Annotated in this window: 23 protein-coding genes; 9 read left to right on the top strand and 14 right to left on the bottom strand. The window is 56.8% G+C overall.

Annotated elements, in window-relative coordinates; translation table 11 throughout:
* Positions 1 to 44: 44 nt before the first annotated feature.
* From ybeY to miaB, 3 genes are all read right to left on the bottom strand, one after another.
* Positions 45 to 503 (bottom strand): rRNA maturation RNase YbeY, encoded by a 459-nt coding sequence (gene ybeY, locus PMYSY11_RS17080; protein WP_090514765.1) that lies wholly within the window; start codon positions 501 to 503, stop codon positions 45 to 47.
* Positions 496 to 1,500 carry a PhoH family protein gene (locus tag PMYSY11_RS17075; RefSeq protein WP_069900763.1) on the bottom strand — a complete coding sequence of 335 codons (1,005 nt, stop codon included), beginning with the start codon at positions 1,498 to 1,500 and terminating at the stop codon, positions 496 to 498. Before PMYSY11_RS17075 ends, ybeY begins: the two co-directional genes overlap by 8 nt.
* A gap of 217 nt (positions 1,501 to 1,717) precedes the next feature.
* Positions 1,718 to 3,046 carry a tRNA (N6-isopentenyl adenosine(37)-C2)-methylthiotransferase MiaB gene (gene miaB / locus PMYSY11_RS17070; RefSeq protein ID WP_069900764.1) on the bottom strand — a complete coding sequence of 443 codons (1,329 nt, stop codon included), beginning with the start codon at positions 3,044 to 3,046 and terminating at the stop codon, positions 1,718 to 1,720.
* A 128-nt stretch (positions 3,047 to 3,174) separates the two neighbouring features.
* Between miaB and PMYSY11_RS17065 the strand changes: the two genes are divergently transcribed.
* Positions 3,175 to 3,498: a DUF1820 family protein gene (locus PMYSY11_RS17065; protein ID WP_069900765.1), complete on the top strand. Its 324-nt coding sequence runs from the start codon at positions 3,175 to 3,177 to the stop codon at positions 3,496 to 3,498.
* A gap of 57 nt (positions 3,499 to 3,555) precedes the next feature.
* Here PMYSY11_RS17065 and PMYSY11_RS17060 read toward each other — a convergent pair whose 3' ends face one another.
* The 5 genes from PMYSY11_RS17060 to PMYSY11_RS17040 all read right to left on the bottom strand — a co-directional run bounded on the left by PMYSY11_RS17060 (position 3,556) and on the right by PMYSY11_RS17040 (position 7,629).
* Entirely contained in the window at positions 3,556 to 4,101 is a 546-nt protein-coding gene (locus PMYSY11_RS17060) for a tetratricopeptide repeat protein (protein WP_150547537.1), read from the bottom strand.
* A 139-nt stretch (positions 4,102 to 4,240) separates the two neighbouring features.
* Positions 4,241 to 4,852 carry a hypothetical protein gene (locus PMYSY11_RS17055; protein ID WP_150547536.1) on the bottom strand — a complete coding sequence of 204 codons (612 nt, stop codon included), beginning with the start codon at positions 4,850 to 4,852 and terminating at the stop codon, positions 4,241 to 4,243.
* On the bottom strand, positions 4,852 to 6,141 hold the full coding sequence (gene hemL, locus PMYSY11_RS17050; protein ID WP_069900768.1) for a glutamate-1-semialdehyde 2,1-aminomutase: 1,290 nt from the start codon (positions 6,139 to 6,141) through the stop codon (positions 4,852 to 4,854). The genes PMYSY11_RS17055 and hemL overlap by 1 nt, the downstream gene beginning before the upstream one ends.
* Before the next feature lie 50 nt (positions 6,142 to 6,191).
* On the bottom strand, positions 6,192 to 6,821 hold the full coding sequence (thiE, locus tag PMYSY11_RS17045; RefSeq protein WP_150547535.1) for a thiamine phosphate synthase: 630 nt from the start codon (positions 6,819 to 6,821) through the stop codon (positions 6,192 to 6,194).
* 13 nt (positions 6,822 to 6,834) lie between these two features.
* Positions 6,835 to 7,629: a hydroxymethylpyrimidine/phosphomethylpyrimidine kinase gene (locus PMYSY11_RS17040; RefSeq protein WP_069900770.1), complete on the bottom strand. Its 795-nt coding sequence runs from the start codon at positions 7,627 to 7,629 to the stop codon at positions 6,835 to 6,837.
* A gap of 240 nt (positions 7,630 to 7,869) precedes the next feature.
* Between PMYSY11_RS17040 and PMYSY11_RS17035 the strand changes: the two genes are divergently transcribed.
* The 3 genes from PMYSY11_RS17035 to PMYSY11_RS17025 all read left to right on the top strand — a co-directional run bounded on the left by PMYSY11_RS17035 (position 7,870) and on the right by PMYSY11_RS17025 (position 12,669).
* Positions 7,870 to 10,254 carry a hybrid sensor histidine kinase/response regulator gene (locus tag PMYSY11_RS17035; RefSeq protein ID WP_150547534.1) on the top strand — a complete coding sequence of 795 codons (2,385 nt, stop codon included), beginning with the start codon at positions 7,870 to 7,872 and terminating at the stop codon, positions 10,252 to 10,254.
* 128 nt (positions 10,255 to 10,382) lie between these two features.
* Entirely contained in the window at positions 10,383 to 11,030 is a 648-nt protein-coding gene (locus PMYSY11_RS17030; protein WP_150547533.1) for a TetR/AcrR family transcriptional regulator, read from the top strand.
* Positions 11,020 to 12,669: an acyl-CoA dehydrogenase family protein gene (locus PMYSY11_RS17025; RefSeq protein WP_150547532.1), complete on the top strand. Its 1,650-nt coding sequence runs from the start codon at positions 11,020 to 11,022 to the stop codon at positions 12,667 to 12,669. The genes PMYSY11_RS17030 and PMYSY11_RS17025 overlap by 11 nt, the downstream gene beginning before the upstream one ends.
* Before the next feature lie 71 nt (positions 12,670 to 12,740).
* Here the strand turns inward: PMYSY11_RS17025 and PMYSY11_RS17020 are convergent, their stop codons facing one another.
* Both PMYSY11_RS17020 and PMYSY11_RS17015 read right to left on the bottom strand, forming a co-directional pair.
* Entirely contained in the window at positions 12,741 to 13,895 is a 1,155-nt protein-coding gene (locus tag PMYSY11_RS17020; RefSeq protein WP_150547531.1) for an MFS transporter, read from the bottom strand.
* 136 nt (positions 13,896 to 14,031) lie between these two features.
* Positions 14,032 to 14,175: a hypothetical protein gene (locus PMYSY11_RS17015; RefSeq protein ID WP_170827774.1), complete on the bottom strand. Its 144-nt coding sequence runs from the start codon at positions 14,173 to 14,175 to the stop codon at positions 14,032 to 14,034.
* A gap of 138 nt (positions 14,176 to 14,313) precedes the next feature.
* Between PMYSY11_RS17015 and amn the strand changes: the two genes are divergently transcribed.
* Complete coding sequence (gene amn / locus PMYSY11_RS17010) at positions 14,314 to 15,786, top strand: AMP nucleosidase (RefSeq protein WP_150547530.1); 1,473 nt, start codon at positions 14,314 to 14,316, stop codon at positions 15,784 to 15,786.
* 1 nt (position 15,787) lies between these two features.
* On the opposite strand, the gene PMYSY11_RS17005 is transcribed toward amn, so the two are convergent.
* On the bottom strand, positions 15,788 to 16,615 hold the full coding sequence (locus PMYSY11_RS17005; protein WP_150547529.1) for a bestrophin-like domain: 828 nt from the start codon (positions 16,613 to 16,615) through the stop codon (positions 15,788 to 15,790).
* A gap of 194 nt (positions 16,616 to 16,809) precedes the next feature.
* A complete protein-coding gene (gene ahr / locus PMYSY11_RS17000) occupies positions 16,810 to 17,832 on the bottom strand; it encodes an NADPH-dependent aldehyde reductase Ahr (protein ID WP_150547528.1) in 1,023 nt (340 codons plus the stop codon).
* Positions 17,833 to 18,038: 206 nt separating this feature from the next.
* On the opposite strand from ahr, the gene PMYSY11_RS16995 reads away from it, so the two are divergent.
* Positions 18,039 to 18,605, top strand: coding sequence for a pseudouridine synthase (locus tag PMYSY11_RS16995; RefSeq protein ID WP_172970697.1), 567 nt, complete (start codon positions 18,039 to 18,041; stop codon positions 18,603 to 18,605).
* A gap of 53 nt (positions 18,606 to 18,658) precedes the next feature.
* On the opposite strand, the gene PMYSY11_RS16990 is transcribed toward PMYSY11_RS16995, so the two are convergent.
* Complete coding sequence (locus PMYSY11_RS16990) at positions 18,659 to 18,871, bottom strand: DUF2788 domain-containing protein (protein ID WP_069900779.1); 213 nt, start codon at positions 18,869 to 18,871, stop codon at positions 18,659 to 18,661.
* A gap of 102 nt (positions 18,872 to 18,973) precedes the next feature.
* The gene (locus tag PMYSY11_RS16985; RefSeq protein ID WP_069900780.1) at positions 18,974 to 19,453 is read right to left on the bottom strand and encodes an Lrp/AsnC family transcriptional regulator; all 480 of its coding nucleotides are present in this window, start codon (positions 19,451 to 19,453) and stop codon (positions 18,974 to 18,976) included.
* A gap of 686 nt (positions 19,454 to 20,139) precedes the next feature.
* On the opposite strand from PMYSY11_RS16985, the gene PMYSY11_RS16980 reads away from it, so the two are divergent.
* The 3 genes from PMYSY11_RS16980 to PMYSY11_RS21915 are packed head-to-tail and all read left to right on the top strand — an operon-like array spanning position 20,140 to position 25,491.
* Entirely contained in the window at positions 20,140 to 21,021 is an 882-nt protein-coding gene (locus PMYSY11_RS16980; protein ID WP_172970632.1) for a DUF4123 domain-containing protein, read from the top strand.
* Positions 21,018 to 24,452, top strand: coding sequence for a toxin VasX (locus tag PMYSY11_RS16975; protein WP_150547525.1), 3,435 nt, complete (start codon positions 21,018 to 21,020; stop codon positions 24,450 to 24,452). The genes PMYSY11_RS16980 and PMYSY11_RS16975 overlap by 4 nt, the downstream gene beginning before the upstream one ends.
* The gene (locus tag PMYSY11_RS21915; RefSeq protein WP_239655497.1) at positions 24,445 to 25,491 is read left to right on the top strand and encodes a hypothetical protein; all 1,047 of its coding nucleotides are present in this window, start codon (positions 24,445 to 24,447) and stop codon (positions 25,489 to 25,491) included. Before PMYSY11_RS16975 ends, PMYSY11_RS21915 begins: the two co-directional genes overlap by 8 nt.
* Positions 25,492 to 25,702 lie beyond the last annotated feature (211 nt).

Genomic DNA, 25,702 nt, shown 5'->3' with positions numbered 1-25,702 from the left:
TTACTCAGGATCCTTTCTAGGTGGGAGATCATGCAATGGGTGTATCAATCATGGTCGGCGTACGGGTCCGGGTGACCCAGTTCGGCCATTAAAACTTGTTCGAGACTTTCCATCTCGAGCGCTTCATCGTCTTCAATATGGTCATAACCGAGCAGATGCAAGCAGCCATGAATCACCAGGTGCGCCCAGTGCGACTCAAGGCTCTTGTTCTGCTCGACCGCTTCGCGCGCCACTACCGGCACGCAAATGACCAGATCGCCCAGCAGCGGGATGTCGAGCATCTCATCTGGAACATCTGCAGGGAATGAAAGCACATTTGTGGCGTAATCGCGCTGGCGATAGGTGTGATTGAGTTCACGCCCTTCAGGTTCATCGACCAAACGGATGGTTAGCTCCGAATCTGCCGTACGCTGCTTGAGGGCAGCGCTGCACCAACTGCGGAACTGCTCTTCGCTGGGCAGGTCGGGCGCGTCACTGGCAATTTGCAGGTCGAGTTCAAGCATTGCCATTATTGCGCTCATCGCTCGATTTCTTTTCGGCCTGGCTGTCGAAGCGCTCGTAGGCTTCAACAATGCGTTGAACCAGCGGGTGGCGCACTACGTCCTTGGGCTTGAAGTGAGTGAAGCTGATGCCAGGCACATCGCGCAGCACTTCGATCACGTGGGTCAGACCGGACTTCGTTCCGCGCGGCAAGTCGACCTGGGTGATGTCACCGGTGATGACTGCGGTTGAGCCGAAGCCGATACGCGTGAGGAACATCTTCATCTGTTCCAGCGTGGTGTTCTGGCTTTCGTCGAGAATGATGAAGCTGTTATTCAGCGTACGGCCACGCATGTAAGCCAGTGGCGCTACTTCAATCACCTGCTTTTCGATCAGTCGGGCCACTTGCTCGAAACCAAGCATCTCGTATAGCGCGTCATACAGCGGGCGCAGATACGGGTCGATTTTCTGCGACAGGTCGCCTGGCAGGAAGCCGAGTTTTTCACCGGCTTCAACCGCGGGGCGAACCAATAGAATGCGACGGATCTGTTCACGTTCGAGCGCATCGACTGCGCAGGCCACTGCCAGATAGGTTTTACCCGTACCGGCCGGGCCAATGCCGAAGTTGATGTCGTGCTCAAGAATCGATTTGACGTAAGCCTGCTGATTAATACCGCGCGGGCGAATCATGCCCTTGCGGGTGCGCAAGGCTACGCTGGCTGTTGCCACCGGGTTCGCCATCTCTTCCAGACCGGATTCCTGCAGAAACAGGTGCACGGTGTCTGGTGACAGTTCGCTGGATTTGGCTTCGCGGTACAAGCGCCGCAGCAACTGCTCGGCAATTTTGGTCTGCTCGGGCTCGCCGACCAGCTCGAATTGATTGCCGCGATTGCGGATCTCGATGGCCATGCGCTCTTCGATCAGGCGCAGGTTTTCGTCAAATTGGCCACAAAGGTTGGCGAACCGCTCTGATTCAAAGGGTTCGAGGACAAAACGATTAGGTTCTATAGGTGTATTCAAGGTCGTCTTTTGGCCGCCAGTCGGCTGGGTGATGAGTCAAGAATAACCCTACCAGCTGGCGCGCGAAAGCGGCAGATGGCAGGCGCCTTTTCGCGATCTGGGCAGATTCAGACTACGCGACATGCAGCGGGCGGAAAAGTACCGCTGGCCTGCTTGCCGCGTAGGGTGAAATCCGTTGTTGCAGCCGGATCGTAAAAGGTTCTGTCGGGCACTCTTGTCAGTTGAGCAGAGATCCACGAAGTGAGTAGGGCTGAGCACTATCAATCATGACGTCGACGAATTGGCCGATCAGGCCCGGATTATCGCAGCGGAAGTTGACCACCCGATTGCTCTCGGTGCGGCCCTGCAACATGCCCGGGTCTTTGCGCGAATAGTCGCTGACCAGAATGCGTTGCACGCTGCCAACCATGCGCCGGCTGTTTTCCGAGCCAATCTGACTGATGCGGTCCTGCAGAATTTTCAGGCGCTGCTTTTTCAGTTCTTCGGGCGTGTCGTCGGCCAGATCCGCAGCCGGTGTGCCGGGGCGGGCGCTGTAGACGAACGAGAAGGAGAAGTCGAAGCGCACGTCTTCAATCAGCTTCATGGTCTGCTCGAAGTCTTTCTCGGTTTCGCCGGGGAAACCGATAATGAAGTCGGAGCTGATCAGAATATCCGGCACCACGGCCTTCAATTTACGGATGCGCGACTTGTACTCAAGCGCGGTGTGGTTGCGCTTCATCGCCGCCAGAATCCGGTCGGAACCGGACTGAACCGGCAAATGCAGGTACTTCACCAACTCTGGAATATCCGCATGCGCTTGAATCAGCGCATCGGAGAACTCCAGTGGGTGCGAGGTCATGTAGCGAATCCGGTCGATCCCGTCGATTGCCGCGACGGCATACAGCAGTTCGGCAAAGTCGGCGATCTGGCCATTGCTGGTCTCGCCGCGATAACCGTTAACGTTCTGGCCGAGCAGGGTGACTTCGCGCACGCCGTTTTCAGCCAGATGAACGATTTCCGATAGCACGTCGCGTAGCGGGCGGCTGACTTCTTCACCACGGGTATAAGGTACAACGCAGAATGTGCAGTACTTGCTGCATCCTTCCATGACCGAGACATAAGCGGTCGGGCCGTCGATGCGCGGCTCTGGCAAACGGTCGAATTTCTCGATTTCCGGGAATGAGATATCCACTTGCGGCAATTTGGTGGTGCGCGCAGCGTTAATCATTTCGGGCAAACGGTGCAGGGTTTGCGGGCCGAACACTACGTCTACATAAGGCGCGCGGTCACGAATGGCCTCGCCTTCCTGACTGGCCACGCAGCCGCCAACACCGATTACCAGATCGGGGTTTTCCAGTTTCAGTTCACGCCAGCGGCCGAGCTGGGAGTAAACCTTGTCCTGGGCCCGCTCGCGGATGGAGCAGGTGTTGAGCAGGATCACGTCCGCATCTTCAGGGCGTTTCGTGACTTCCAGGGCTTGATGTTCGCCCAGCAGGTCGATCATGCGCGAGCTGTCGTACTCGTTCATCTGGCAACCGTGGGTTTCGATATAAAGCTTCTTGGTCATGCGGGCTCAAAGAGTGATTCGACGAACCGCACATTATAAGGCCCATGGGGTTGTGTTCCTAGCATTGACTGCTCGATGGCTGTGCTATGATTTGCGCCCTCCAATTTTCACAGTCCAGACTGCCACTCATGAGCAAGCGCGAGCCTATTTATAAGGTCATTTTCCTCAATCAGGGACAGGTCTTCGAGATGTACGCTAAGCAGATCTTTCAGAGTGATCTGTGGGGCTTTCTTGAAGTTGAAGAGTTCATCTTCGGTGAACGCACCCAGGTAGTGGTTGATCCGAGTGAAGAGAAGCTCAAGGCGCAGTTTGATGGCGTAGTGCGCAGCTTTGTGCCCATGCACTCGATTATCCGCATTGATGAAGTCGAGCGGTTGGGCACGCCGAAGATCAGCGAAGCCAAGGCGAGCGGTAATGTCATGCCGTTCCCGATGCCGATGCCCGAGAAGTAACACAGCTTGCTGGTTGGCGTGTAGACAGAAAAAACCTGAACGGTCGGTTTCAGGGTTTCAGGGCAGAGGCGCGAAGGGTGAACTTCCGGCCTGATTTTGCAACTCCTGCAGATAATTGCGGAATATCTGCCCCAGCACCTGGCTGGCGGTTTCGAGTTCTTTGCGCTGCATTTGCTCAGAGAGCAGGTCGGCGCTGTCCATGGCGTCGTCCGAGCCATTGATCTCGGCCATTTTCAGAACGATATACGCCTGCACGTTATTCGCCGGCACACCTTCACCGCGATAAAACATCATGCCCAGACGATATTGCGCCTGCGCGTGGCCTTGTAGCGAAGCCTGCTGGAACCAGTTGAGTGCTTGCGAAAGGTCACGCGGGGTGCGTTTGCCGTCATAGAAATACTCGCCCAGTTCGAATTGAGCTTGGCGGTCGCCGTTCTGCGCAGCCTGACGGCACGCCGTCAGGGCATTTGACAGGTCTTCAGGCGCCGTATTAAGCGAGCAGCTGCCCGTTGCCGGAATCAGTAAAGAGTTTCCGTCTGCAGATGCGTATAAAGGCAAAAGCAGCAAGCATCCCAGTACCAGGGTGCGGCCGGAGCATTTCATGAAAATCCAATTACCTCGAGGGTAGGCGGTAGGCGCAATGCCTGAAAATTGAGCTGTGCAGCACATTATGAAATAAGCGGGGCGGTTGATACAAAGCCTTTGCCATATTTCTGCTCAGCCTACGTGTCCTTGCCTAGTTTTACTCTGGTTTGCGCTGTCCCGGAAGGATTACTAACAATCTCGCCAGCAGCGCAGAGGCCGGTGTCAGCAGTAGCAAGGTCAGATTGTTAGCGCCGATCAGGCCCGGGTTCAGCCGGTTAGCGGCGCTCAAACCGGCCAATAACAGCAATCCTGCTGAGGCAACACCTAACAATGCCGGCATTCGGCGCGGCCACTGTACAGCTCCAGCATAGACAATCAGCAGCAGGCTGATCACGCTGATCAGCAGGCGGTAGTTCTCCAGCTGGTGCATTTGCCTGAATAACTCGAAGAATGCGCACAGGCCAAGCAGGATTCGGCCCCAGTTCGGCCGGCTCCACGTCCAGCTCCGGCTCAGTGCCAGCGCGGCAGCGGCGATCAGCGGCAGCGCCAGAAACTGCGCCGCCTGGCTGAGCCAGAGCAACGCCGACTGCGCGCCGGGCAGCGCAATGCTGGCACCGGCCGCCGCTGTAATGGCAAAGCCGAGCAGGGCGCAGAACAGTCCCGCCTGATCGCCTTCGGTGTGCAGCTTGCGCGTCAGGCCAATTGCCACCGCGCTGCTGGCACACACCAGCGCCAGTGCAGCGCCGAGCAGTAGCGAGGTTTCGCCCATTAGTCGTTCTGCATCTGCGCGAAGGCTTTTTCAGCCGCGTCCAGTGTCAGCTTCAACTCGGCGTCGCCATGGGCGATGGAAGTGAAGCCGGCTTCGAAGGCGCTCGGTGCCAGGTACACGCCGCCCTCAAGCATCAGGTGGAAGAAGCGCTTGAAGCGATTGATGTCGCTGCTCATAACGTCTTCAAAGCTGATGATGTCTGGCTTGTCGCAGAAATACAGGCCGAACATACCGCCTGCCTGAGTCGTGACAAAGTCGATACCGGCAGCTTGTGCGCGCTCTTTGAGGCCCGCCAGCAGGCGACTGGTGTAGTCGGTCAGCTCGTCATGGAAGCCAGGACGCTTGATCAGGCGCAGAGTTGTCAGACCCGCCGCCATTGCCAGCGGGTTACCCGACAGCGTACCGGCCTGATAAACTGGGCCCAGCGGGGCGATGTGGCTCATGATCTCGCGCTTGCCGCCGAAGCAGCCAACCGGCATGCCGCCGCCGATGATCTTGCCGAACGTGGTCAGGTCCGGCGTCACGCCGTAATACGCTTGCGCGCCGCCGAGGGATACGCGGAAGCCGCTCATGACTTCGTCAAAAATCAGCACCACGCCGTGCTTGTCGCACTGCTCGCGCAGGCCTTCCAGAAAGCCCGGGGCTGGCGGTACGCAGTTCATGTTGCCGGCAACCGGCTCAACGATGATGCAGGCGATGTTCTGACCCGATTTTTCCAGGCACTCTTTGACCGCTTCAATATTGTTGAAAGGCAGCGTCAGGGTGTGTTTGGCGAAGTCGGCAGGAACGCCGGCAGAGCTTGGCACGCCCTGAGTCAGTGCGCCGGAACCGGCTTTTACCAGCAGGCTGTCGGAGTGGCCGTGGTAGCAGCCCTCAAATTTGACGATTGAGTCGCGGCCGGTAAAGCCACGCGCCAGACGGATAGCGCTCATGGTGGCTTCGGTGCCGGAGTTGACCATGCGCACCATTTCCATGGATGGCACCAGTTCGCAGACCAGATCCGCCATTTCGGTTTCCATGGCGGTCGGCGCGCCAAACGACAAGCCGTGTTCAAGTTGGCTGCGCACCGAGTCAAGCACTTCCGGGTGGCTGTGGCCAAGGATCATCGGGCCCCAGGAACCGACGTAATCGACATACTGCTTGTCGTCTTCATCGGTAATGTAGGCGCCCAGTGCGCTTTTGAAGAACAGCGGTGTGCCGCCGACGCTTTTGAATGCGCGGACCGGTGAGTTTACGCCGCCAGGAATGTGCTTCTGGGCATTGGCAAACAAAGTTTCCGAACGGGACATAATGGCCTCTCAAAAAGTGTGAACAGGGCGCGGTTGGCGCCCGTAATTAATCAGACAGTGGCAAACAGATCGCTGAAGGCGCGGGCACGTGATTCGACCTCATCGCTGCTCTCGGCTGCGAACAGGGCGTGAACCACGGCAATCATGCTGGCGCCGGCGCTAATCAATTGCCCGGCGTTGTCCTGCGTCACGCCGCCAATGGCGACAATGGGCAGGTGGCAGCGCGATTTGGCTTCAGTCAGGATCTGGATGCTGGCGGCAGGTGCGCCGGGCTTGGTGTTGGAATTGAAGAACCGGCCAAATGCTACGTAGCTGGCGCCTTCGGTGGCGGCGATTTCCGCCAGTTCGACCTGCGCGTGGCAGGTCACACCGATGATTGCCTTGCGGCCGAGCAGTGCGCGGGCGGCGGCGAGTGAGCCATCGCCCTGACCCAAATGCAGGCCGACGTCGAGGCGCGCTGCCAGTTCGGCGTCGTCGTTGATGATCAGGTTGGCGCCGTAGCGCTCACACAGATCACGCAGCTCCTGGGCTTCACGCAGACGCTTGGCGTCATCGCTGGATTTATCGCGGTACTGCAGCAGTGTCACGCCGCCGCGCAGCGCAGCCTCTACATAAGGCAGCATTTTGCCGTCAGCCAGCAGTTGGCTGTCGGTGATTGCGTAGAGTCCCTGCAGTTTCATCAGATACCCTCCTTCAGCTTGCATCCAATGGCAGGCGCCGCGGAATGTATTGGCCGTGGCCCGGTTGCTCGGCATCACGCAGCGTACGCCAGGTGTAGTCGAGGGCCGACTTCACGGCGCTGACTAATTCCTCGCCCAGCGCGATGCGTCCGGCCAGTGTGCTGGCCAGCGTGCAGCCCGAACCATGGTAGCTGCCGGGCAGGCGCTGGCAGGTAAATGTGTGCTGGCTGCCGTCGCGTGAGTACAGGCGATTGTGCACTTCCTTCTCATCACCATGACCGCCGGTGATCAGCAGGTGCTTGATGAAGGGCAAAAGTTTTTCAGCGCACTCATCGGCCGTGCCTTCTGGCAGTTCGGCGAGAATTCGCGCCTCGGGCAGATTCGGTGTGGCGATCAGCGATGCCGGGAACAGACGTTCGCGCATGGCGTAGCCGACTTCATCCTTGCCCAGCGCACCGCCGCCGCCCGCACGCAGTACCGGGTCGCAGACCATGGGCACATTGGGCAGGCTGTTTTTGATTTCGAGGACGGTTTCGACCATCTCCACCGAACCCAGCATGCCCAGCTTGATCGCCTCTACAGGCAGGTCGGCAATCACAGCGTTTGCTTGCGCCAGAACCCACTCGCGGTCGAGCACGCGGAAGTCAGATACGTTGACGGTATCCTGCACGGTCAGAGCGGTCACGGTAGGCGCGGCGTGACAGCCTTGGGCGAGCAGGGCTTCAATATCGGCTTGCAGTCCGGCGCCGCCACTGGGGTCATGGCCAGACACGCAAAGCACTACGGGGCGTGAGGTCGGTGTTTTCATGGAGCGCGAGCTTATCATTAATCAAACGATTTGCGCCCTATTAGGCAGCAGCTAATTGTGCGGCAGCGGCTGCACAAGGCCGTGGTTTGGCCCTGAAATCAAAGCGCAGGCGCAGCAGGCAGCAATGCGCATTTAACTCTCTAAAGGCTGTGCTAGAGTGTCGGGCTTTTGCCGACCTTGGCCAGTTACCGTGCCCCTGCGCACGGCGATATCACTTTCATTTAGGCTGTGACGGGCTGTATGCGTTTTATCGTGATGCTGTTATTGGCGGTTCTGCCAACATTTGCCAGTGCGGTGGTCTTTGACGAGACAACCGAATCGTTGACCCTTGGCCCGCAAATTTCGGTATTCGAAGATGTGCGCGGCGAGTTGAAGATCGACGATATCGATTCGCCTGCCATGGCCGGAAGTTTTCGAGCGCATGATAAAAACGTACTGAATGCGGGGTATTCGCGTTCGGTGTTTTGGCTGCGTATCGATCTGGATTACCAGCCGCAGAAGGTGGTCAGAGATCGTACCTGGCTGTTGGAGCTGGCGTATCCGCCGCTCGACCATGTCGACTTGTATGGCCGTGACGAGCAGGGCGGCTACAGCTTGCTGCAGCGCAGTGGCGATGCCTTGCCGTTCAGCAGTCGGCAGATCAAACAACACAATTACCTCTACGCACTGCACTTGCCAGCCGGCGAGTCGACTCGTTACTACTTGCGGGTCGAGAGTCAGGGCTCGATTCAGGTGCCGTTGACCCTGTGGTCGACCACTGCTTTTATTGAGTCTCAACCTGAGCACATTTATGTGCTGGGCATCATCTACGGCGTGCTGCTGGTGATGATGATCTACAACCTGTTCATCTTCTTCAGCGTTCGCGACGTCAGCTACCTCTATTACATTCTCTACATCGCCTCGTTCGGCATGTATCAGGTGTCGGTAAATGGCGCTGGCGTGCAATACCTGTGGCCCGATAATCCGTGGTGGGCCAATATTTCCACGCCCTTGTTGATCGGCTCGGCGGTCTTGTTCGGCAGCCAGTTCGCCCGCAGCTTTCTGCAAACCCGGCTGCACAGTCGCTGGGTGGATCGTTGTCTGATGACCATGATGCTGGCCGGCGCCGGTGTGATGTTCATTGCCCTCACCAACAGCTATGCCTTGTCGTTGCGGTTGGCTACCGGGCTGTCGCTGGTGTTTATCGTGGTGATTTTCGCCGCCGGTATCATTGCCGGTCTGCGTGGCATGCGCGTTGCGCGTTACTTCATCGTGGCCTGGTCGACATTCTTAATCGGCGGCATGGTCAACACCCTGATGGTGCTGGGCTTCCTGCCCAACGTATTCCTGACCATGTACGCGAGCCAGATTGGCTCGGCACTGGAGGTCGCGCTGCTGTCACTGGCGCTGGCTGACCGCATCAATACCTTAAAGGAAGAGCGCGCGCGCATTCTTCAACAGTCGACCTCACAGCTGGCTGCGCTGAACAGTCAACTGGCGACCAGCAACCGGCTCAAGGATGAGTTTCTGGCGACGGTCACGCATGAATTGCGTACGCCAATGAATGGCGTTATCGGTTCTCTGGAACTGCTGAAAACCCTGGAGCTCGACAGCGAGGCTCAGCAGTATCAGCAAACCGCCGCCGCCTCGGCGCGTGACATGATGCACATGGTCAACGATATTCTGGTGCACACCGAACTCCAGGCCGGCAAGCTGCACTTGAAAAAACGCGTGTTCAGTCTGCGCGGCCTGCTCAATGAGCTGTACCAGCTCCATGCCGGCAGGGCCAGTGAGAAGAATCTGCAGTTCAAGCTCCACGTGGATGAAACGCTGCTCGACACCCTCGAAGGGGACGCCGACAAACTCAAGCGTGCGCTCACCTACCTGCTCGACAATGCCATCAAGTTCACTGCCACAGGCTCGGTCTGCTTATCAGTCGCGCGCGGCGTTGCACCGGTCAACAACGAGTCGGTGCAGGCGTTGAGTTTTCGGGTGATCGACACCGGCGCCGGCATTGAAGTGGACACGCCGGGGCAGGTGTTTCAGTCGTTCTGGCAGCAGGACGGCTCGCTCACCCGGCAATACGGCGGACTGGGCATCGGCTTGTCGATTTGCCAGCAACTGGCCGATTTGCTCAAGGGCCATCTCAGTTATCAACCGCAGGCCGAGCGCGGCAGCTGCTTCACGCTGGACGTGCTGATGGATTTGCCGGCGGCAGAAAATGCTTCGCCGCATGCACGGCAAACGTTACCGTCGATTCGCGAGCCGCAGCACTGCAAAGTCTTAGTGGTTGAGGATGATCCGATCAACCAGTTGGTCATTCGCGGCATGCTGCTCAAGCTGGGCTATCAGGTGCTTACTGCCGGCAGCGGCGCCGAAGCGCTGGAGGTTCTGCGTCGCGAGCGCATCGATGGCGTATTACTCGACTGTCAGATGCCGGGTATGGATGGCTTTGCCGTTTGCCGGGCGTTGCGTCAAATGCCCGCGTGCCAAGAGCTGCCCGTGCTGGCCGTGACGGCGCACAGTCAGGCGGGCGACCGTGATCGCTGTCTGGCGGCCGGCATGAGTGATTATTTGGCCAAGCCGCTTAACTTCGAGCAATTGCGCCAGCTTTTGCAGGCCTGGTTGTTGACCCGCCCCTACTAGCGCAGCGTCACATTGCGCATTATTGAGCGCAGTTTGCGGCGCAGATAATGGGTCTTTTGGCGCAAATGCCGCTATCTCATTACTCTGAATCCTGATTCACTGGCATTAAGTGAATCAGGATTCAGATTATGGGCTATCGCACCACGGCGCACCGTATCAGCCGCGATCAAGCATTGCGTGAGCGCATTATGTTGTGCGCACACACCCGCGTCACCGAGGGTGGCTTTGCCGCGCTGACCATGCAGGCTCTGGCCGAAGATGCCGGCGTTGCTACCGGTAGCTTGTACCGCCACTTTCGCAGCAAGGGCGAGCTGGCGGCTCAGCTGTTTGCCCGCGCCAGTCAGCATGAAATCAACGCGCTCAACCGGACACTCGCCCTCGGCGGCACACCGGTCGAGCGTCTGGTTAATGGCTTGGAGCAGTTCGCTGCCCGGGCCTGGAGCAGCCGACAGTTGGCGTACGCACTGATCGCCGAGCCGGTCGAGCCAGAGGTCGATGAACAGCGTCTGATCTTCCGCGAAGCCTATGCCCAATTATTCACTGATCTGTTGCGCGAAGGCACGGAGCAGGGCGTTTTTGACGTCAGCCATTACGCTCTGGCAGCCGCCTGCCTGGTCGGTGCAATTGCCGAATCACTGGTAGGCCCGCTGTCACCGAATGCCCGCTCGGCCCGCGAAGCCGGGCAGCAGAGTCTGCAACTGGCCGAAGTGAGCCACAGTTTAGTCACCTTTTGTTTGCGTGCCGTTGGCGCCAAGGAGCCCTATCATGAGCGTTGAATTACAGGCCGAAACCCACGAAGTGTTCAATCAGGTGCTACCGTTGGATGGCGCCAATCTGTACCGCGTGGACCTGCCGTTACAAGAGTGGACCCGGCGCTTTGGTGCGGGTTGGGCGCACGACCGGCTGGATGCTTATGGCGCGCTGGCCGGTGGCGAACTGATGGCTGCCGGCTTTCTCGCCAACGAAAACAAGCCCGTGTTCAAAAGTCATGACCGTTATGGTCACCGCATCGATCTTGTTGAATTTCATCCTTCGTACCATCAACTGATGAGTGCGGCGATTGAGCATGGTCTGCCATCTGCGCCGTGGACCGAACCGCGTGACGGAGCACAGGTTGCCCGCGCGGGCCTGAGTTATCTGCACAGCCAGGCAGAGGCCGGCAGCGGCTGCCCGCTGACCATGACCTACGCAAGCGTTCCGGCGCTGCAGTTGCAGCCTGACGTTGCGCGCATTTGGCTGTCGAAAATCCTGTCTACACAGTACGACCCGCGTAACCTGCCGATTGAGCAGAAAACCGGCGCCACCATTGGCATGGCCATGACCGAGAAACAGGGCGGAACGGATGTGCGCGCCAACACCACGCGCGCCTATCCTGTCGGCACGCCGGGGCCGGGTCAGGCGTATGAACTGGTTGGACACAAGTGGTTCTGTTCGGCGCCGATGTGCGATGCGTTCCTGACACTGGCGCAAACCGACAAGGGCCTGACCTGCTTCCTGCTACCGCGTCATCGCCCGGATGGCACGCGTAACGAGTTCTATATCCAGCGCCTGAAAAACAAGCTGGGCAACTGGTCCAACGCCTCCAGCGAAGTGGAATACCGGGGCGCCTTTGCCTGGATGGTCGGGGAAGAAGGCCGTGGCGTTCCGACCATTATCGAGATGGTTTCGCTGACCCGTTTCGATTGCATGATCGGCTCCAGCGCGCTGATGCGTCAGGCGCTGACACAGGCTGCGCATCACTGCGCGCACCGCAAAGTAGGCGGCAAGCTGCTGGCTGATCAACCGCTGATGCAGAACGTGCTGGCCGATCTGGCGCTGGAAAGCGAAGCCGCGCTGGCGCTGACGCTGCGCATGGGCAAGGCGCTGGATAATCCGAACGATGCGCAGGAGCAGAAGTTTGCCCGGCTGGTAACGGCCATCGGCAAGTATTGGATCTGTAAACGTGCGCCGGCGATGATCAACGAGGCGCAAGAATGCCTCGGGGGCGCCGGGTATGTGGAAGACACCATTTTACCGCGCCTGTACCGCGAAGCTCCGGTCAACTCGATTTGGGAAGGCTCGGGCAATGTTCAGTGTCTGGATGTGCTGCGCGCGCTGTCCAAGGAGCAGGGCGTGCTTGATGCGCTGTTCCACGAATTGGGCGATGGTCACGGCGATGCACGCCTCAAAGCGCACATTGCCAAGGTGCACAGCGCCTTCAAGGACACCGACCATATTCAGTATCGCGCGCGCCAGCTCACCGAAGACGTGGCGGTAGGCTTGCAGGCCAAATTGTTGCTGGAGGCGGGCAATGCGACAGTCTCCGACGGCTTTATCGCCAGCCGGTTGGGTGACGGTGGTCGCGTTTACGGCACCTTGCCGCGTGGCGTGGATGCAGAGGCTCTGGTCGCACGCAGCTCGCCGCATTTCGCCTGAGCCTTGCCGCAGACAAAGAAGCTGACAGGTGTCAGCTTCTTTGCTTTTCAGGCGATTAATCTTTCGAGTCGTCAGGCCGAGCGTGCAACTCGCAGAGTCTTTTTACTGCCAATGGCCGTGACCACAAACAAGGCCGCCGCCAGGCTCAGGGCCAATGGCAAACCCTGCGGGCCAAGGCCCATCAGGCTGCCGCTGAGCAGTGGCCCGATCAGGCTGCCGACGCCCCAGAGCATGCCGACACTTGCGTTGGCGGTGACCAGTTCGGCCCCGCTGAAGCGCTCGCCGATGCGCACCAAGGCCAGCGTATAAACCCCGCCAGCCACCGCGCCGAGTATTACCAGTGCCGGCCACAATACGTTCGGGTGGCCAATCAGCCAGGGCAATGCGCAGCCGATCAGTAACGCCATGACACCGCAGGCAAGATGCAGATGGCTGCGCTCGCAGCGATCCGACAGCCAGCCAAGTGGCACCTGAAACGTCATGTCGCCGAGTAGAATTATGGTCACCATGAACGCGGCAATGCCGACGGCATAGCCGTGACTGCTGGCATAAACCGGAAACAGCGAGAGCACCACACTGTCGAAAAAGGCGAAGAACAACACGCCTGTACACAGCGCCGGCGCGACTCTGATGAAGCCCGCCAATGAGAACGTCTTGGTTTGTTCGTGTTCGGCCTCACTCCAGTCGGCGGGCAGGTACAGCCACACCGCCAACAGAGCCAGCAGGTTGCACCCGGTAACCACGGCGATCGGCCACAGGCTTTGTGTGCCCAGCACGCCGATTAGGGTTGGGCCAAACAACTGGCAGCCGGTGAAACAGGCGGCGTACAGGGCGACAATCTGGCCGCGCTTGTTTTCATCGCACAGCTCATTGACCCAGGACTCGCCCAGAATCACCGCAACGCCCATGCCCACGCCCAGCATCAAACGGGCGGCTGCGAGCCAGCCCAGCGAGTCCGGCAGCCATTCGATGGCGCTGCAACTGGCTGCGCAGAGGGCGAAGCACATCAGGTACAGGTGGCGGCCACTGAAGCGTCGGCACAGCGGTGCGACCATGAATGCAGAAAGAATCATCCCCGCCGCCGGCATTGCCGAAAGAATACCGATTTGCAGGGGCGATGCGCCGGCCTCAAGCAGGCGCAACGACACCAGTGGCAATGTCAGGCCCATGCTCAGGCCTACCACGGAAACGGCAAAAATAAGTACAACCAGTAACCAGCGATTCATCACGTTCTCCGCCCCGGTTCAATGGCCGGGGCCAGCCAAGATCAAAAAATCTGCGCAGCGCGGCGCAAAGTAAAAATGTGAGCAAATTGCAGCCGCTACGCCTTGGGTGTGGCGTATACGCAGGTGTGCGTCGGGCTCAGGCGCTGAGCGTGTGAGGCGAGAAGGTGAAGGCGAAGAGTACGCTGCGACGACGTTTGAGCTTGGCATCCGCCGGCCAGGCACGCGGACACGCCAACAGCGCGGTCGGTGCTAATGGGGGGAAGCGCAGTGAAATGCTCATGGTGCGTACTGGGATGAAAAGTGTGCGGGCCGCGATTCTAAGAGGCGCTTGCCGGCGGGTCAAATAATTAGAGGCACTGGCTTAGCTGCCACACTCGGGTGCAATATTAGCCTGCACGTTCAGTCAGGAAGAATCGCCATGCGTCCATGTTCAGATGATTTCATCATTGTCAGCAGTCCCGAAGAGGCGGTGGATCGCCTTGCTGAGTTGCATCAGCAGGCAACCCATGGTTTGAGCCGGGCGCTAAAAGCGTATCTCAAGGATCGGGTTAAACCGGATGCTGAAAACCACTGTCAGTATCGCTACCCCGAGTTGCGCCTGACGTATTTGTGTCAGGGCGAGGTGCCCGCGTCCGTGCGCGCCTTCGCCAAGGTGCAAGTGCCTGGCACTTATAGCGTGACAGTTACGCACCCGGCAGCGTTTCGTAAATACCTGTTGGAGCAACTGCGCCCGCTGATGCACGACTACACCTTGCGGGTTGAGGTGGGCATCAGCGAGCAGAATATTCCTTATCCGTATGTGGTCGAGCAGGGCGATGAACTGGCAGGCTCGGGCGTCACTGCCGCCGAGCTGGCGCGGGTCTTTCCGAGTACTGACCTGTCGGCGGCTACCGACAACAATGCCGACGGCCTGACCGACTGGGAAAGCATGGAAAGCATGCCGCTGGCGCTGTTCGACGCCGCCCGTGTGGACTTCTCGCTGCGCCGTCTGGTGCATTACACCGGCAGTGACTGGCGCCACGTGCAGCCGTGGATTTTGCTGACCAACTACCACCGCTATGTTGATCAGTTCATCCGTCATGGCCTCGACATGCTGGTCGGCGATTCGCGTTTCACTCACATGATACTGCCGGGCAATGTGAAGATTGAGCGGGGTATGTCCGAAGGCGAGATGCAGGCGATTATCGGCGGCGTTGTCTGGCATCGTTATCAGATGCCGGCTTATCACTTGCTGGCTGGCGACGGCGATGGCATTACCCTGGTGAATATAGGAGTTGGGCCATCCAACGCCAAGAACATTACCGATCACCTGGCAGTATTGCGCCCGCATTGCTGGCTGATGATTGGTCACTGCGGCGGCTTGCGCCAGTCGCAGAACATCGGTGATTACGTGCTCGCCCACGCCTACATGCGTCGCGACGGGATTCTGGATCGGGTGCTGCCGCCGAACATCCCGCTGCCGGCCTTGGCTGAAGTGCAGTTGGCATTGCAGGAAGCGGCTGCGGTGGTGACAGGCGAGCGCGGCGATGAGCTGAAAAAACGCCTGCGTACCGGCACTGTTCTGACGTACGACGATCGCAACTGGGAGCTGCGCTGGGCGCAGGAACGGCCGTTAATCAACCTGGCGCGGGCCATTGCCGTAGACATGGAAAGCGGCACCATTGCCGCCCAAGGCTATCGACTGCGTGTGCCTTACGGCACGTTGTTGTGCGTATCGGACAAGCCGCTGCACAGTGAAATCAAACTGCCCGGCGCGGCGGGTGCGTTCTACGAGCGCGCCGTGACCCAGCATTTGCACATCGGCATTACGGCTCTGGACATGCTGCGCAGCCAGCTCAACTCGTTGCACTCACGCAAACTGCGCAGCTTTGATGAGCCGCCGTTCCGCTGAGTTAGCGCGGCACGCCGCTGCCGGGCATGGTTTTTAGATAATCGCTGCTGGTCTTCGGGTCATACAAGCTCGATTCCAGGTCGACCAGACTCTTATGGTCGACCTGGATCAGGCCGCGCCGAGGCCGGTCGAGGTCGATGATCAGGAACACCAGCAGCACGATCAAACCGACCATGATGTAGGTCGCAAATGAGGCGCGGTGCCCAGACATTCCCGCCGTGTAACCGACAATAACCCCCGCCATCAGAAACGTGATGTACAGCAGCCCCAGCACGATCTCCGGAACATGGCGATTGAGCGCGGCATCACGTGTGCCGTACGAATCGATCATTTCGTTGAGCGCCTGAATATACAGCCCGGTAGTCACCGGATTCGGCTGCTCTTGCGCGGCTTTGAGGGCATACGACCACAGCTGGCTTTGCAAGTCTGCTGCTTGTGTCAGCATCGCCCGGCGCTGATAAGGCTTAGCCAAATCGAGATTGCCGGTGCGAATGCGCAGGCTCAGGTAGCTTTGCAGTTTATTGATTGAGTCGGTGCGCGCAGGCTCGGGCAACAAGTGGGCACGCAGGTAAGCCGTGCCAATCGCATTGGCCTCATCGACCACCGCTTCGCTGCGATTATCGAAGCGCTGCAATGCCAGGGAAAAGGTGAAGCCGAGGAGCAGCGCCAGTATCCCGATCAACGAGCCCTGTATGGCATTGACGTGGGCCTTGGAGGGCTCGTCTGACATCGACTGGATCTTGCGGCCGAGTCGGTACCCCAGCTCAATAACCAGCGCCATTGAAACAAACAATATGCCGGCAATCAGCCCGCTGTTGAGTTCGTACATAAACTCTCGCATCTCGCCCCACCCCGAATAAAATCCATCTACTCGTCAGGGCGAAACTCCCGGCTCTGGCGCATTTGCAGTCTAGTCGGCGCGGGCGACTCTTGCCTGTTGCTCAGTCGGGGAGGCGAATCTATGGGCGTGATGCCGGGATGTACAAGGCGCCAGAGCGGCGCCTTGTTGTGGGTCTTTGAACCTTACTTGCTGGCGTCGAGCACCACACGGTAGCGGGCTTTGCCGTCGCGCAGGTGTTGGATGGCGGCGTTGGTTTCACTCATGGGGAAGTGCTCGACCTGCGGCAGAATCTGATGGCGGGCGCAGAACTCAAGCATCTGCGCCATGATCGCAGGCGAGCCGACCGGTGAACCGGAAATACTGCGTTGGCGCGGAATCAGGTTGAACACATGCACCGGGATTGCGCTTGGCACGATTCCCACAAAGTGCAGACGACCCTTGCCGCGCAGCGTTGCCATCAGTGCGTTCCAGTCGAGATCGGCACTGGCGGTGATCATCAGAAAATCGAGGCTGGCTGTGATTGCTTTCATGGCCGCACTGTCGGTCGAGGCAACAACCTTGTGTGCGCCGAGCCGCTTGGCTTCATCCTGCTTGTTCAGTGACGAGGTAAACGCCGTGACCTCGCAGCCCCAGGCATTGAGAAATTGCAGAGCCAGATGGCCAAGGCCGCCGATGCCAACCACACCCACTTTGTCGGTGGGTTTAACGCCCAGCTCCAGCAGCGGTGCAAATACCGTGGAGCCGCCGCAGAACAGCGGGCCTGCAAGGCTTGGATCGAGGTTGTCCGGCAGGGCAATTGCCCAGGCCCAATGTGCGCGCATGCGGTTGGCGAAGCCGCCATTGCCGCCGATGATGGTGGGTTTAACGGTCGGGCAGAGCTGGTGCGCGCCGTCCATGCAGGACGCGCAGTGCATGCAGCTGGATTTATGCCAGCCAATCCCAACCCGCTGGCCTAGCTTCAGGCCGCGCGCCTGCTCACCAAGACGAACCACAGTGCCAACGGCTTCATGGCCCGGGACGAATGGATATTTTGCATTGCCCCATTCGTTGTCGATCATCGATTGATCGGAGTGACAAATACCGCAGTACTCAACAGCAATCTCAACCTCTTCTGCGCCGAGCGGACCCGGGTCGTACTCGTATTGCTCCAATGGCGCGCCAGGCGCTTTGGCGGCCCAGCCGGTGAATGTGTCGAGTGTGCTCATGGGGTAAAAGTCCTCAGGCTAATCAAATCGGTTTCAGCATAGTCGTTTGCAGCTACAGGTGAAGGTTGATCATTTGCCATGATGATGTGGCTGCTGCCTCGGTTACACTGGCTTGTATGTCGTACTGTTGATGAGTTTTTTGCATGCCTCGTATCTCGCGTCCACAAGCGCCGCGCCGTCCAGCCAACAAGTCTGCACCGCGTCGAGTGGCCAAGGCGCCGCCGGCAGAGCCGCGCCTGTTGTTGCTCAACAAGCCGTTTGATGTGCTGACCCAGTTCAATGATGATCAGGGCCGCGCTACCCTCAAGGACTTTGTCGATGTGCCCGGCGTGTATCCCGCAGGGAGGTTGGACCGTGACAGTGAAGGTTTGTTGCTGCTGACGAATGACGGGCAGTTGCAGGCTCGTATCGCCGACCCTAAACACAAGTTGGCGAAAACCTATTGGGTGCAGGTTGAGGGCGAGCCAACTGCCGAGCAGATCCAGCGACTGGCCGATGGCGTTGAGCTGAACGATGGCCCTACGCTGCCTGCGCAAGTACGCGAGTTGGAGGAGCCTGAGTTGTGGCCGCGTAATCCGCCGGTGCGTTTTCGCAAGAGCGTGCCAACGGCGTGGCTGGAGTTGATTATTCGCGAGGGGCGTAATCGTCAGGTACGACGAATGACGGCGGCAGTGGGATTGCCGACGCTGCGTTTGGTCAGGGTGCAAATTGGCCCATGGCGGTTGGCAGAACTGCAACCGGGGCAATGGCGCGAAGTTGATCCGAAGCTGTAATGCGTTTTCAGGGAATTCACCCGCCAATGGCTGGCGGGTGAATGCAGGCAGGCTTACATGCCGCCTTCGATTTCCATACCGGCGATCACGAACGTCTTGATCACAAAGCCAAGCACGCCCAAACCCAACGCCAGAAACAGAATCATGCTGCCAAAGCGGCCAGCCTTGGATTTCTTCGCCAGATCCCAGACGATAAAGGCCATGAACAAAATCAGGCCGCTGACCAGAATGGTGGTCATCCAACTTTCAAAAACTTCGGGTTCCATACGGACCTCTATGTCGTGTGGCGCAATGCCGAGCTGCAAATCGCCGGCGATTATACGTCAGCATCGTGCGTCGGTCAGTCCCCGCTGGTAAGTCGGATTTGCTCAGCTGCGCAGGTGTTGCAGCGGCAATTGGGTGCTGGAAAGCACCTGTTGCAGGACAAAGCTTGAGCGCACGCTGGAAACGCCATCAATACGGGTCAGCGTGCCGAGTAGTAGTTTCTGATAGTGGTCCATGTCTGGGACCACAACTTTGAGTTGATAGTCGGCATCCATGCCCGTTACCAGGCTGCATTCCAGCACTTCCGGACAGTTACGGATCACTTCCTGAAAGTGCTCGAAGCGTTCCGGTGTGTGCCGGTCCATGCCGATCAGCACATATGCGGTGAGGCTCAGGCCGAGTTTCTGCCGGTCGAGCAGGGCAACCTGACCGACGATATAGCCGTCATCCTCCAGTTGCTTAACCCGCCGTGAGCAAGGTGATGGGGATAAGCCGATGCGTTCGGCCAGATCCTGATTGGATAACGTTGCATCGCGCTGCAATTCGGCAAGGATATTCAGGTCGTAACGATCAAGTTTGTTCATGATTGGCTCGTTTTCATTAACTTCGTGCAGATAATAATGCGCTATTAGTTAAAAATTGCGCAAGCAGGCTTTATTTGAGCAATATTCGCAATCATCTGCCGCACGCCTGCACGTATTATTTACCTCAGTTTCAAGGCCCGGACAGCATGTCCACCCCGGCTCACCCAATCAGGTGAGCGGTAGCCGCCGATCCCACCGGGTCGTTACGGCAGCCGGGTCCGCACTGCCCAACCAGGCGGGCGAGGAAAAGGCACCAAAACTGCCAATACAGGACAACATTTCCCGAGGGGAGGCCGTAAGGTCTCCCTTTTTTCTTGTGGGCGCTTTGCCGGCCCAGCGCCAAGCTAGGCAGATGTATCAATCCCCTAAGCGTTACTGACCCAAAACTTTGTGTAGGTTATGGAGCAAAAAGGGTGCGCTTTATCGGCGCCAATATCTTAGTTCCGAAATGCCCTACATATAGCCACGAGGCATCGCTGATATTTTCGCCAGAACTGAAATATTGAGTCTGCTCCAGCGCAGCTTCAGAGGTTCTACTCCGATGAACATCAGCAGTTCCTTAAACGTGATTTCCTGCGCCTGCACAGTGCGCATCTCAGTTGTCTTCCCCCTCTCATCCCGCTCAGCAAAACAACTGCCTAGTTGCGCTATGGGTGCAATTGCACACAGCACGAAAGGGCATGGCAATGAGTGAGTTTCCTGCTCTTCCGCAGGCGTTGCCTTGGCAGGGCGGAGCCTACCTGTTTTTGGACGGAGTCAGTGTCCCGGACATTCTGGGCAAGCTCTATACCTGGTACCCAGACCCAGATATCGAGATTCTCTATTTAAAAACGCGCCTTGCCGGGCTGCATGACATTTCCCCGTGCCTGATTCGCCTGAACAGCCCTTATGAGGCGGCCATGCAAGCCTATTTCGAGAACCTCGAGGATGAATGGGGCTATCTGATATTCAGCCATGCGGATAAAACCACGTTGATACAACATTTACGTTGGCTGTTAACGGTTAAGCATCCACTAGGGAGCACTGTTTTTTTACGTCATGCTGACCCCGCAGTAGCGAATACGCTGTTTGCCGATGCCGTCAGCCGCTGTGATCTGCGTTTTTTTGGGGTGATTGAACTGGTGGTAATGTTTGATCCGGTCACCCGCCTGTGGAATCAGCATCAACGGCCCAGTGAGGCCTTGGCGCCCGTCTACGACAAACCCTATGCGTTGAGTGAAGCGCAAATGGAGTTGCTCAGCGAGGTGAGCTTTCGCAATGTGCTGATCAATCTCGATAAGCATTTGCATGCACATTTCCCCGCGTACTGCACCGCTCTAACAAGGATTGAGCGTTGGCAGCATCTGCGCGGCCTTGCTGATGAGGCCTATGAGCGCGGCTTCAACAGCGAGCGCGATATTTTTCGTTACGCCAATATTTTCGCGCTGCTGGGCGATGACGCCTTGCAACATCACCCAGACATCGCAGAACTGATCACGTCGTCCTCTGCTGCAACGCCATCACAGCGCGTTGAACAAGCGGCTCGTATCGCCTACGAGCGCACCCAGCAGCGAGGAGATCAGGCATGAGTAACACGAACCCCAATGATGTGGATGCGCGCACCAACGATGCCAAGTCTGCGATGGCTGAATGCCCGCTAATGAAAGAAAAAGTGCAGCTATTGCCCCTGCGCTACGGCTTGGTTGAGCGGCTTGATCCGAGCAGTGCAATCAAACCACCGTATACCTTGAAGTCCCGCCCGTTGGGCGTGCGCCTTATCCGCGATGGCTGGCTGTATATCATCGATAACAGCACCGGCTACCTGCATGAATACAGCGTAATGGGCGGCGCGATTACCAAACGGTTATGGCAAGGCACCGAAGCCAGCCAAGACCAACGTGAGGGCGGTGAGGGCGACAGTATTCTGCTGTTCCCGCGGCTAAGTCGTCTGCATGTGGCGTATAGCGAAGTGCAGTGGACGGCTAAAAAATGCTCGCAAATGATCGGCAGCGTTGAAGAGCGTGACCACTTTATGCAGGTGGTTGATCTGTCCCGCGCCGACCCCGAGACTGGTGCGACGCACCTGCTAACCGAGAGCCAAGCCAAGCAGTGGATCGCTGAAGTTGCCGAGCCCGCGAGTACCGAGCCTTTACCTGAAGGTGCAAACGTAGGAGAAGGCCAAGACTACGTTTGGGAGAATCAAACACTGTTTCAGAAGACCCAGATGGGCACAGTAAAAAACCAGCTGCAAGGTGCGTATCAGACCGACCATTTGTACTTAGTGTTCGAAGACAACATCGGCGTATTGCGCGACCTCGCGCAAGAGCAAGACACAGTAGTGGGTTGGATTGATGATTGGCGAGGGACCGATGACACTGAGCTCAAATATATGGTCGGCCGGTACATCGAAACGCTGGCTGTGCTCAGTGATCAGAATGTTCAAAGCTCTGGGGCCAGTGACAACTTCCAGAAGAAAACTACGCCCCAGCAGCGCCAGTCAATTTACGACTACGTCAATGCAAATAATGCTCGGAAATCCCAGAGCGGCGAAATATCAGAGGCGCGATATGCTCCCCGGTTTTCGGGCGGTGGAACCGGTGGGAGCCCGAAAATGCAGGCCCTGCAGGCAGACGTCGATAACAAAAAACAGGCCATGCAGGCGGCTCTCGGTGACTCCCTCTACGATGATTTGGAGGATGATATTGAAGCCATGCAAGACAGCACCCATGCGACCTTAGAGGGAGATGGCTTGGGCGCGCGTGGCATTAATGATTTGGTGCGTTACGAGGAAATGATCGAATACGTTGAGGCCGGTCGGCTTAAGCTCAGCCGCTGGACGGAGCGACTTGATCGCATCACTGCCGATCGCACGATGCTCTTCACCAAAGGTGAGTTTCACCGCAGTTCTTGGTATTTCGACCCGGATCATTCGGATCAATTGTTAGCTGCACTGAGTACCGAACTTAATTGCGTGCGAGATATGTGTCGCACAGAAGAAAGCCTGCAGCGTGTGGGTGATTATTTTAGTGAGAACCCACAGTTTATTCTTCCTACGTTTCATAACGGCATAACACTGTCTGACCTGACGTATAAGGCTGTTCGGCTGAAGAAAATATTGGACGGCTTCAATGGCATGTGGACCGGTATTGACTGCGCCACTGAGCGGCTTAGAAACGTCGAAACCGTATTGGCCAATCACTGGACCCGAACGCTCAATCTAAGTGGTCAAGCACAGAACATTAGCCAACTGATTAACGCGAGCTATGTACCCAGTATTGCTCTTGGGCTAACTAACTGGCTGGCTGATGCGCAAGCCAAAATCAATACCCCACAACTGCATGAACACCTTAAAAAGCGTGAGAGTTATACCAATCGTGCCCAACGCTTGGGGACTCTGGCGGCCATTTGGCAAGACAACCTCACGGTAAAGGTCGCGAGCGAGTCAGATGTACTGCTGTTTAATAGCAATATAAGCCGGCTAGTGGCATTGCTGGCCGAGGAAGACGCATTGATGCGTCAAAGCAGCCAGGCAATAGCCCGTAGCCGTCGTCGTCAATACAGCGACAGTCAACGCTTGACCGCCCAGTATGAACTGCAAGAACACGAGCAGGCGTTAATCAAAAATCGTGCTGAACGCGACGTATTGACTCAGAAGATTAATAGCAGTGTCGATCTGGAACATACGGTGGGAGCTGGTGCCGCCGCGCTTAAATTAAACCTGACAGCCGCCCAGCAAGGTTATCTGAGCAGTGAGAGGGATAAACTCAAACTAGGCGCTAAAGGAGGCTACGGTGAAGGAGGGGCCGCAAAAACAATCTTTAAAAGCAGTTGGATTTCGCTGGCCGCGTTGACTTTCCAGTGCGCGAATATCGGGGCTGCTTGGGATGCTTGGTGGGGGCAATTTCAAAAAGGAGCTCCGACCCTGAAGCAGGATATTATCTTTTTTGGCGCAATTGGAAGCCCTGCAGCTTCACTCCTATCTGTTATTCAGGCAGGCCACTTAGGGCTGCTGGATAAGGCGTTCAAATCAATCTTGGCTACATCTAGCGGACAGGCAGGTCAGTTATTTTCTGTAAAAATCGGTAAGGTCGGCTTGGGCTATGGAGTTTTTATTGCCCCATTAGCCTTTATAGGGGCTACCGCCATCCTTTGGGGAAACTGGAGCAAGTGGACCGATGCCTTGCTAACTGGCTCAGCAGGTGAGCAAGCAGGGGCGGTACTGGGCCTGCTAGGCGATGTGGGGAATACCGCTGTGCAAGGCAGTAACTTCGGCAAAGCAGCATTTGAAGGCATCGGTCTCATTATGGATGTAAGATCCAGGGATGCGCTAGTCCCACGAGCAGCAGCGCTGAGCCGTGCATGGGCGACACGTGGAGCAAGTTTTTTACGTTACTCAGCTAGGACCAACCCTGCTGGTTTGATTTCGCTGGCACTGCAGTTAGGCGGGGAGGTTATTTACAACTACTACCACCTAGATGAGCAGCAGCAGTGGTTTCTGCATAGCTGCTGGGGGCTTGAAAACCAGAAATGGGATTGGCCAACTCATGCGCAAAAACTAGCAGAAGTTAAATTGCGGCCCGTGATCACCGATAAGGGCTTCAGCAGTGATTTAGCTGACGACTCTAAGCGAACGCTCAGTTTGACCCTGCCGGGGATCAGTGAAAGCAGCTTGCAAGACACACCTATTTATTTAACAGCAGGCTGGCAGCAAGATCTGGGCAGCCACATCGATGATATAGGCCTTGATGTCAGTAATAGTCTGCGCATGGTCAGTGATAATCCTCTCGTTCTAAACTTAGATGTCCCCTTCCACATGTGCTTGCAACATTCATCACTCAAACTTCGTTTATCGGTACAGCCTCATTTAGCGTCAAAACCTCTGAATGGCGATGATTTATACCTTTACTACAACGTGCCACTGGATACCCAGTTGGGCCCTCCGGTGACAGGTCTTCCAGCGGTAGAAGAAGTCTCTCCATTGAAAACCTTCAAACTTCAGAGGGATAAAATCCGTGGCTGATCGTAAATATGAGCGACTGCCACAAGCAGGCGATTTTGAGAAAAAGAATGGCGTGGAAGTGGTCTACTTTTCACCTAAACCTTTGCCGACGGGAGGGCCAGCATTCAGTGATAAAAAGCTGCAAGGTGATGCTAATAATACCTATATGGATTTTTCAATTTCGAAGGATATATTTGAGTTCGGCGTGCGATGTTATGTTGGCTCGGTAGTTTTTATCTCTAGTTTATTCTTTCTGTTTTCTTTATTTACAGGATTTGCTGGGACTTATTTGGGTAGGCCGTTCTGGAGTACTTGGCTTTATCATTTTTTGAACCCATATGCTTGGGGATTCGTTGCCTTTATGGTAGGCCTATATTGTTTCGTGATTTTTAGGGCCATTCGGTTAATAGGCACTCGCCCACCCATACGCTTTAATAGAGAGCGTCGGGAAGTAGCATTTGTATTAAAGAAGTGGGATGCTCCTCGATTTGTCCCGTGGGAAAATGTGATTGTCTGTGCTTCCGCCAGTCAAAATATTACTCAGTATGGCGCGACCAATAGCTTTGCTCTGATGTTGGGATTGCGTGATGCAGAAAGTGGTGATGTGCTTTGGGTTACTGCGCCGCACGGTAGTTTGAGTTTAGCCGTTGCGGAGTGGGAGGCTATCAGGGTTTATATGGAAGAAGGGCTTTCTGCCTTACCCGTACTGACTGAATCCGATGAAATGTTTGAAGAAGGCACAGTGCCGTTCTTCTATTTTTGCCGCAAAACTTATCGTGAAAACCATTCCTGGCTGGCCTACTTTTTCGGCTTTGTACTGTTGCAGTTTTTCAGTGGCTGGACGCTGCCGTGCTACATCTCCAACTGGATCAGTAACCGCCCCAAAGCGGCTTACCCAAAGTCTGTCATCGAATGGTCGAAACCATTGCCCCCCGAGCAGCATGCTAAACCCAGTGCTGAACTATTAGAGCAAAGCGCTCAAGCCCGTAAAGCCTATGCCAAAGGTAAAACCTTCTTGCAACACTTCGGTATTGACGAGGTTGATGAAGATTTTGTTTGAGGTTTAATAAGTTATTTATTTATCAATACTCGTAAACGTGCCTCATACCATCTTTCGATGGTTCAGATTAGCTGTTGATGCGCGTAGCTTCAGCGCCTATTAATCGGCTGACTTTTGCTAACCATTTTAAATAGCAGGATGACAATTTTTTATTCTATGCAATCCCGCTCGATTACATGCCGGCAGGTAGCAGCAAAACAACGCTAGGTAT

The organism is Pseudomonas marincola, assembly GCF_900682675.2.
In the GTDB taxonomy this organism is placed as follows: Bacteria; Pseudomonadota; Gammaproteobacteria; order Pseudomonadales; family Pseudomonadaceae; genus Aquipseudomonas; species Aquipseudomonas marincola.
The sequence above is the reverse complement of the archived record's forward strand: the minus strand, read 5'-3'. Positions and strand labels throughout refer to the sequence as shown.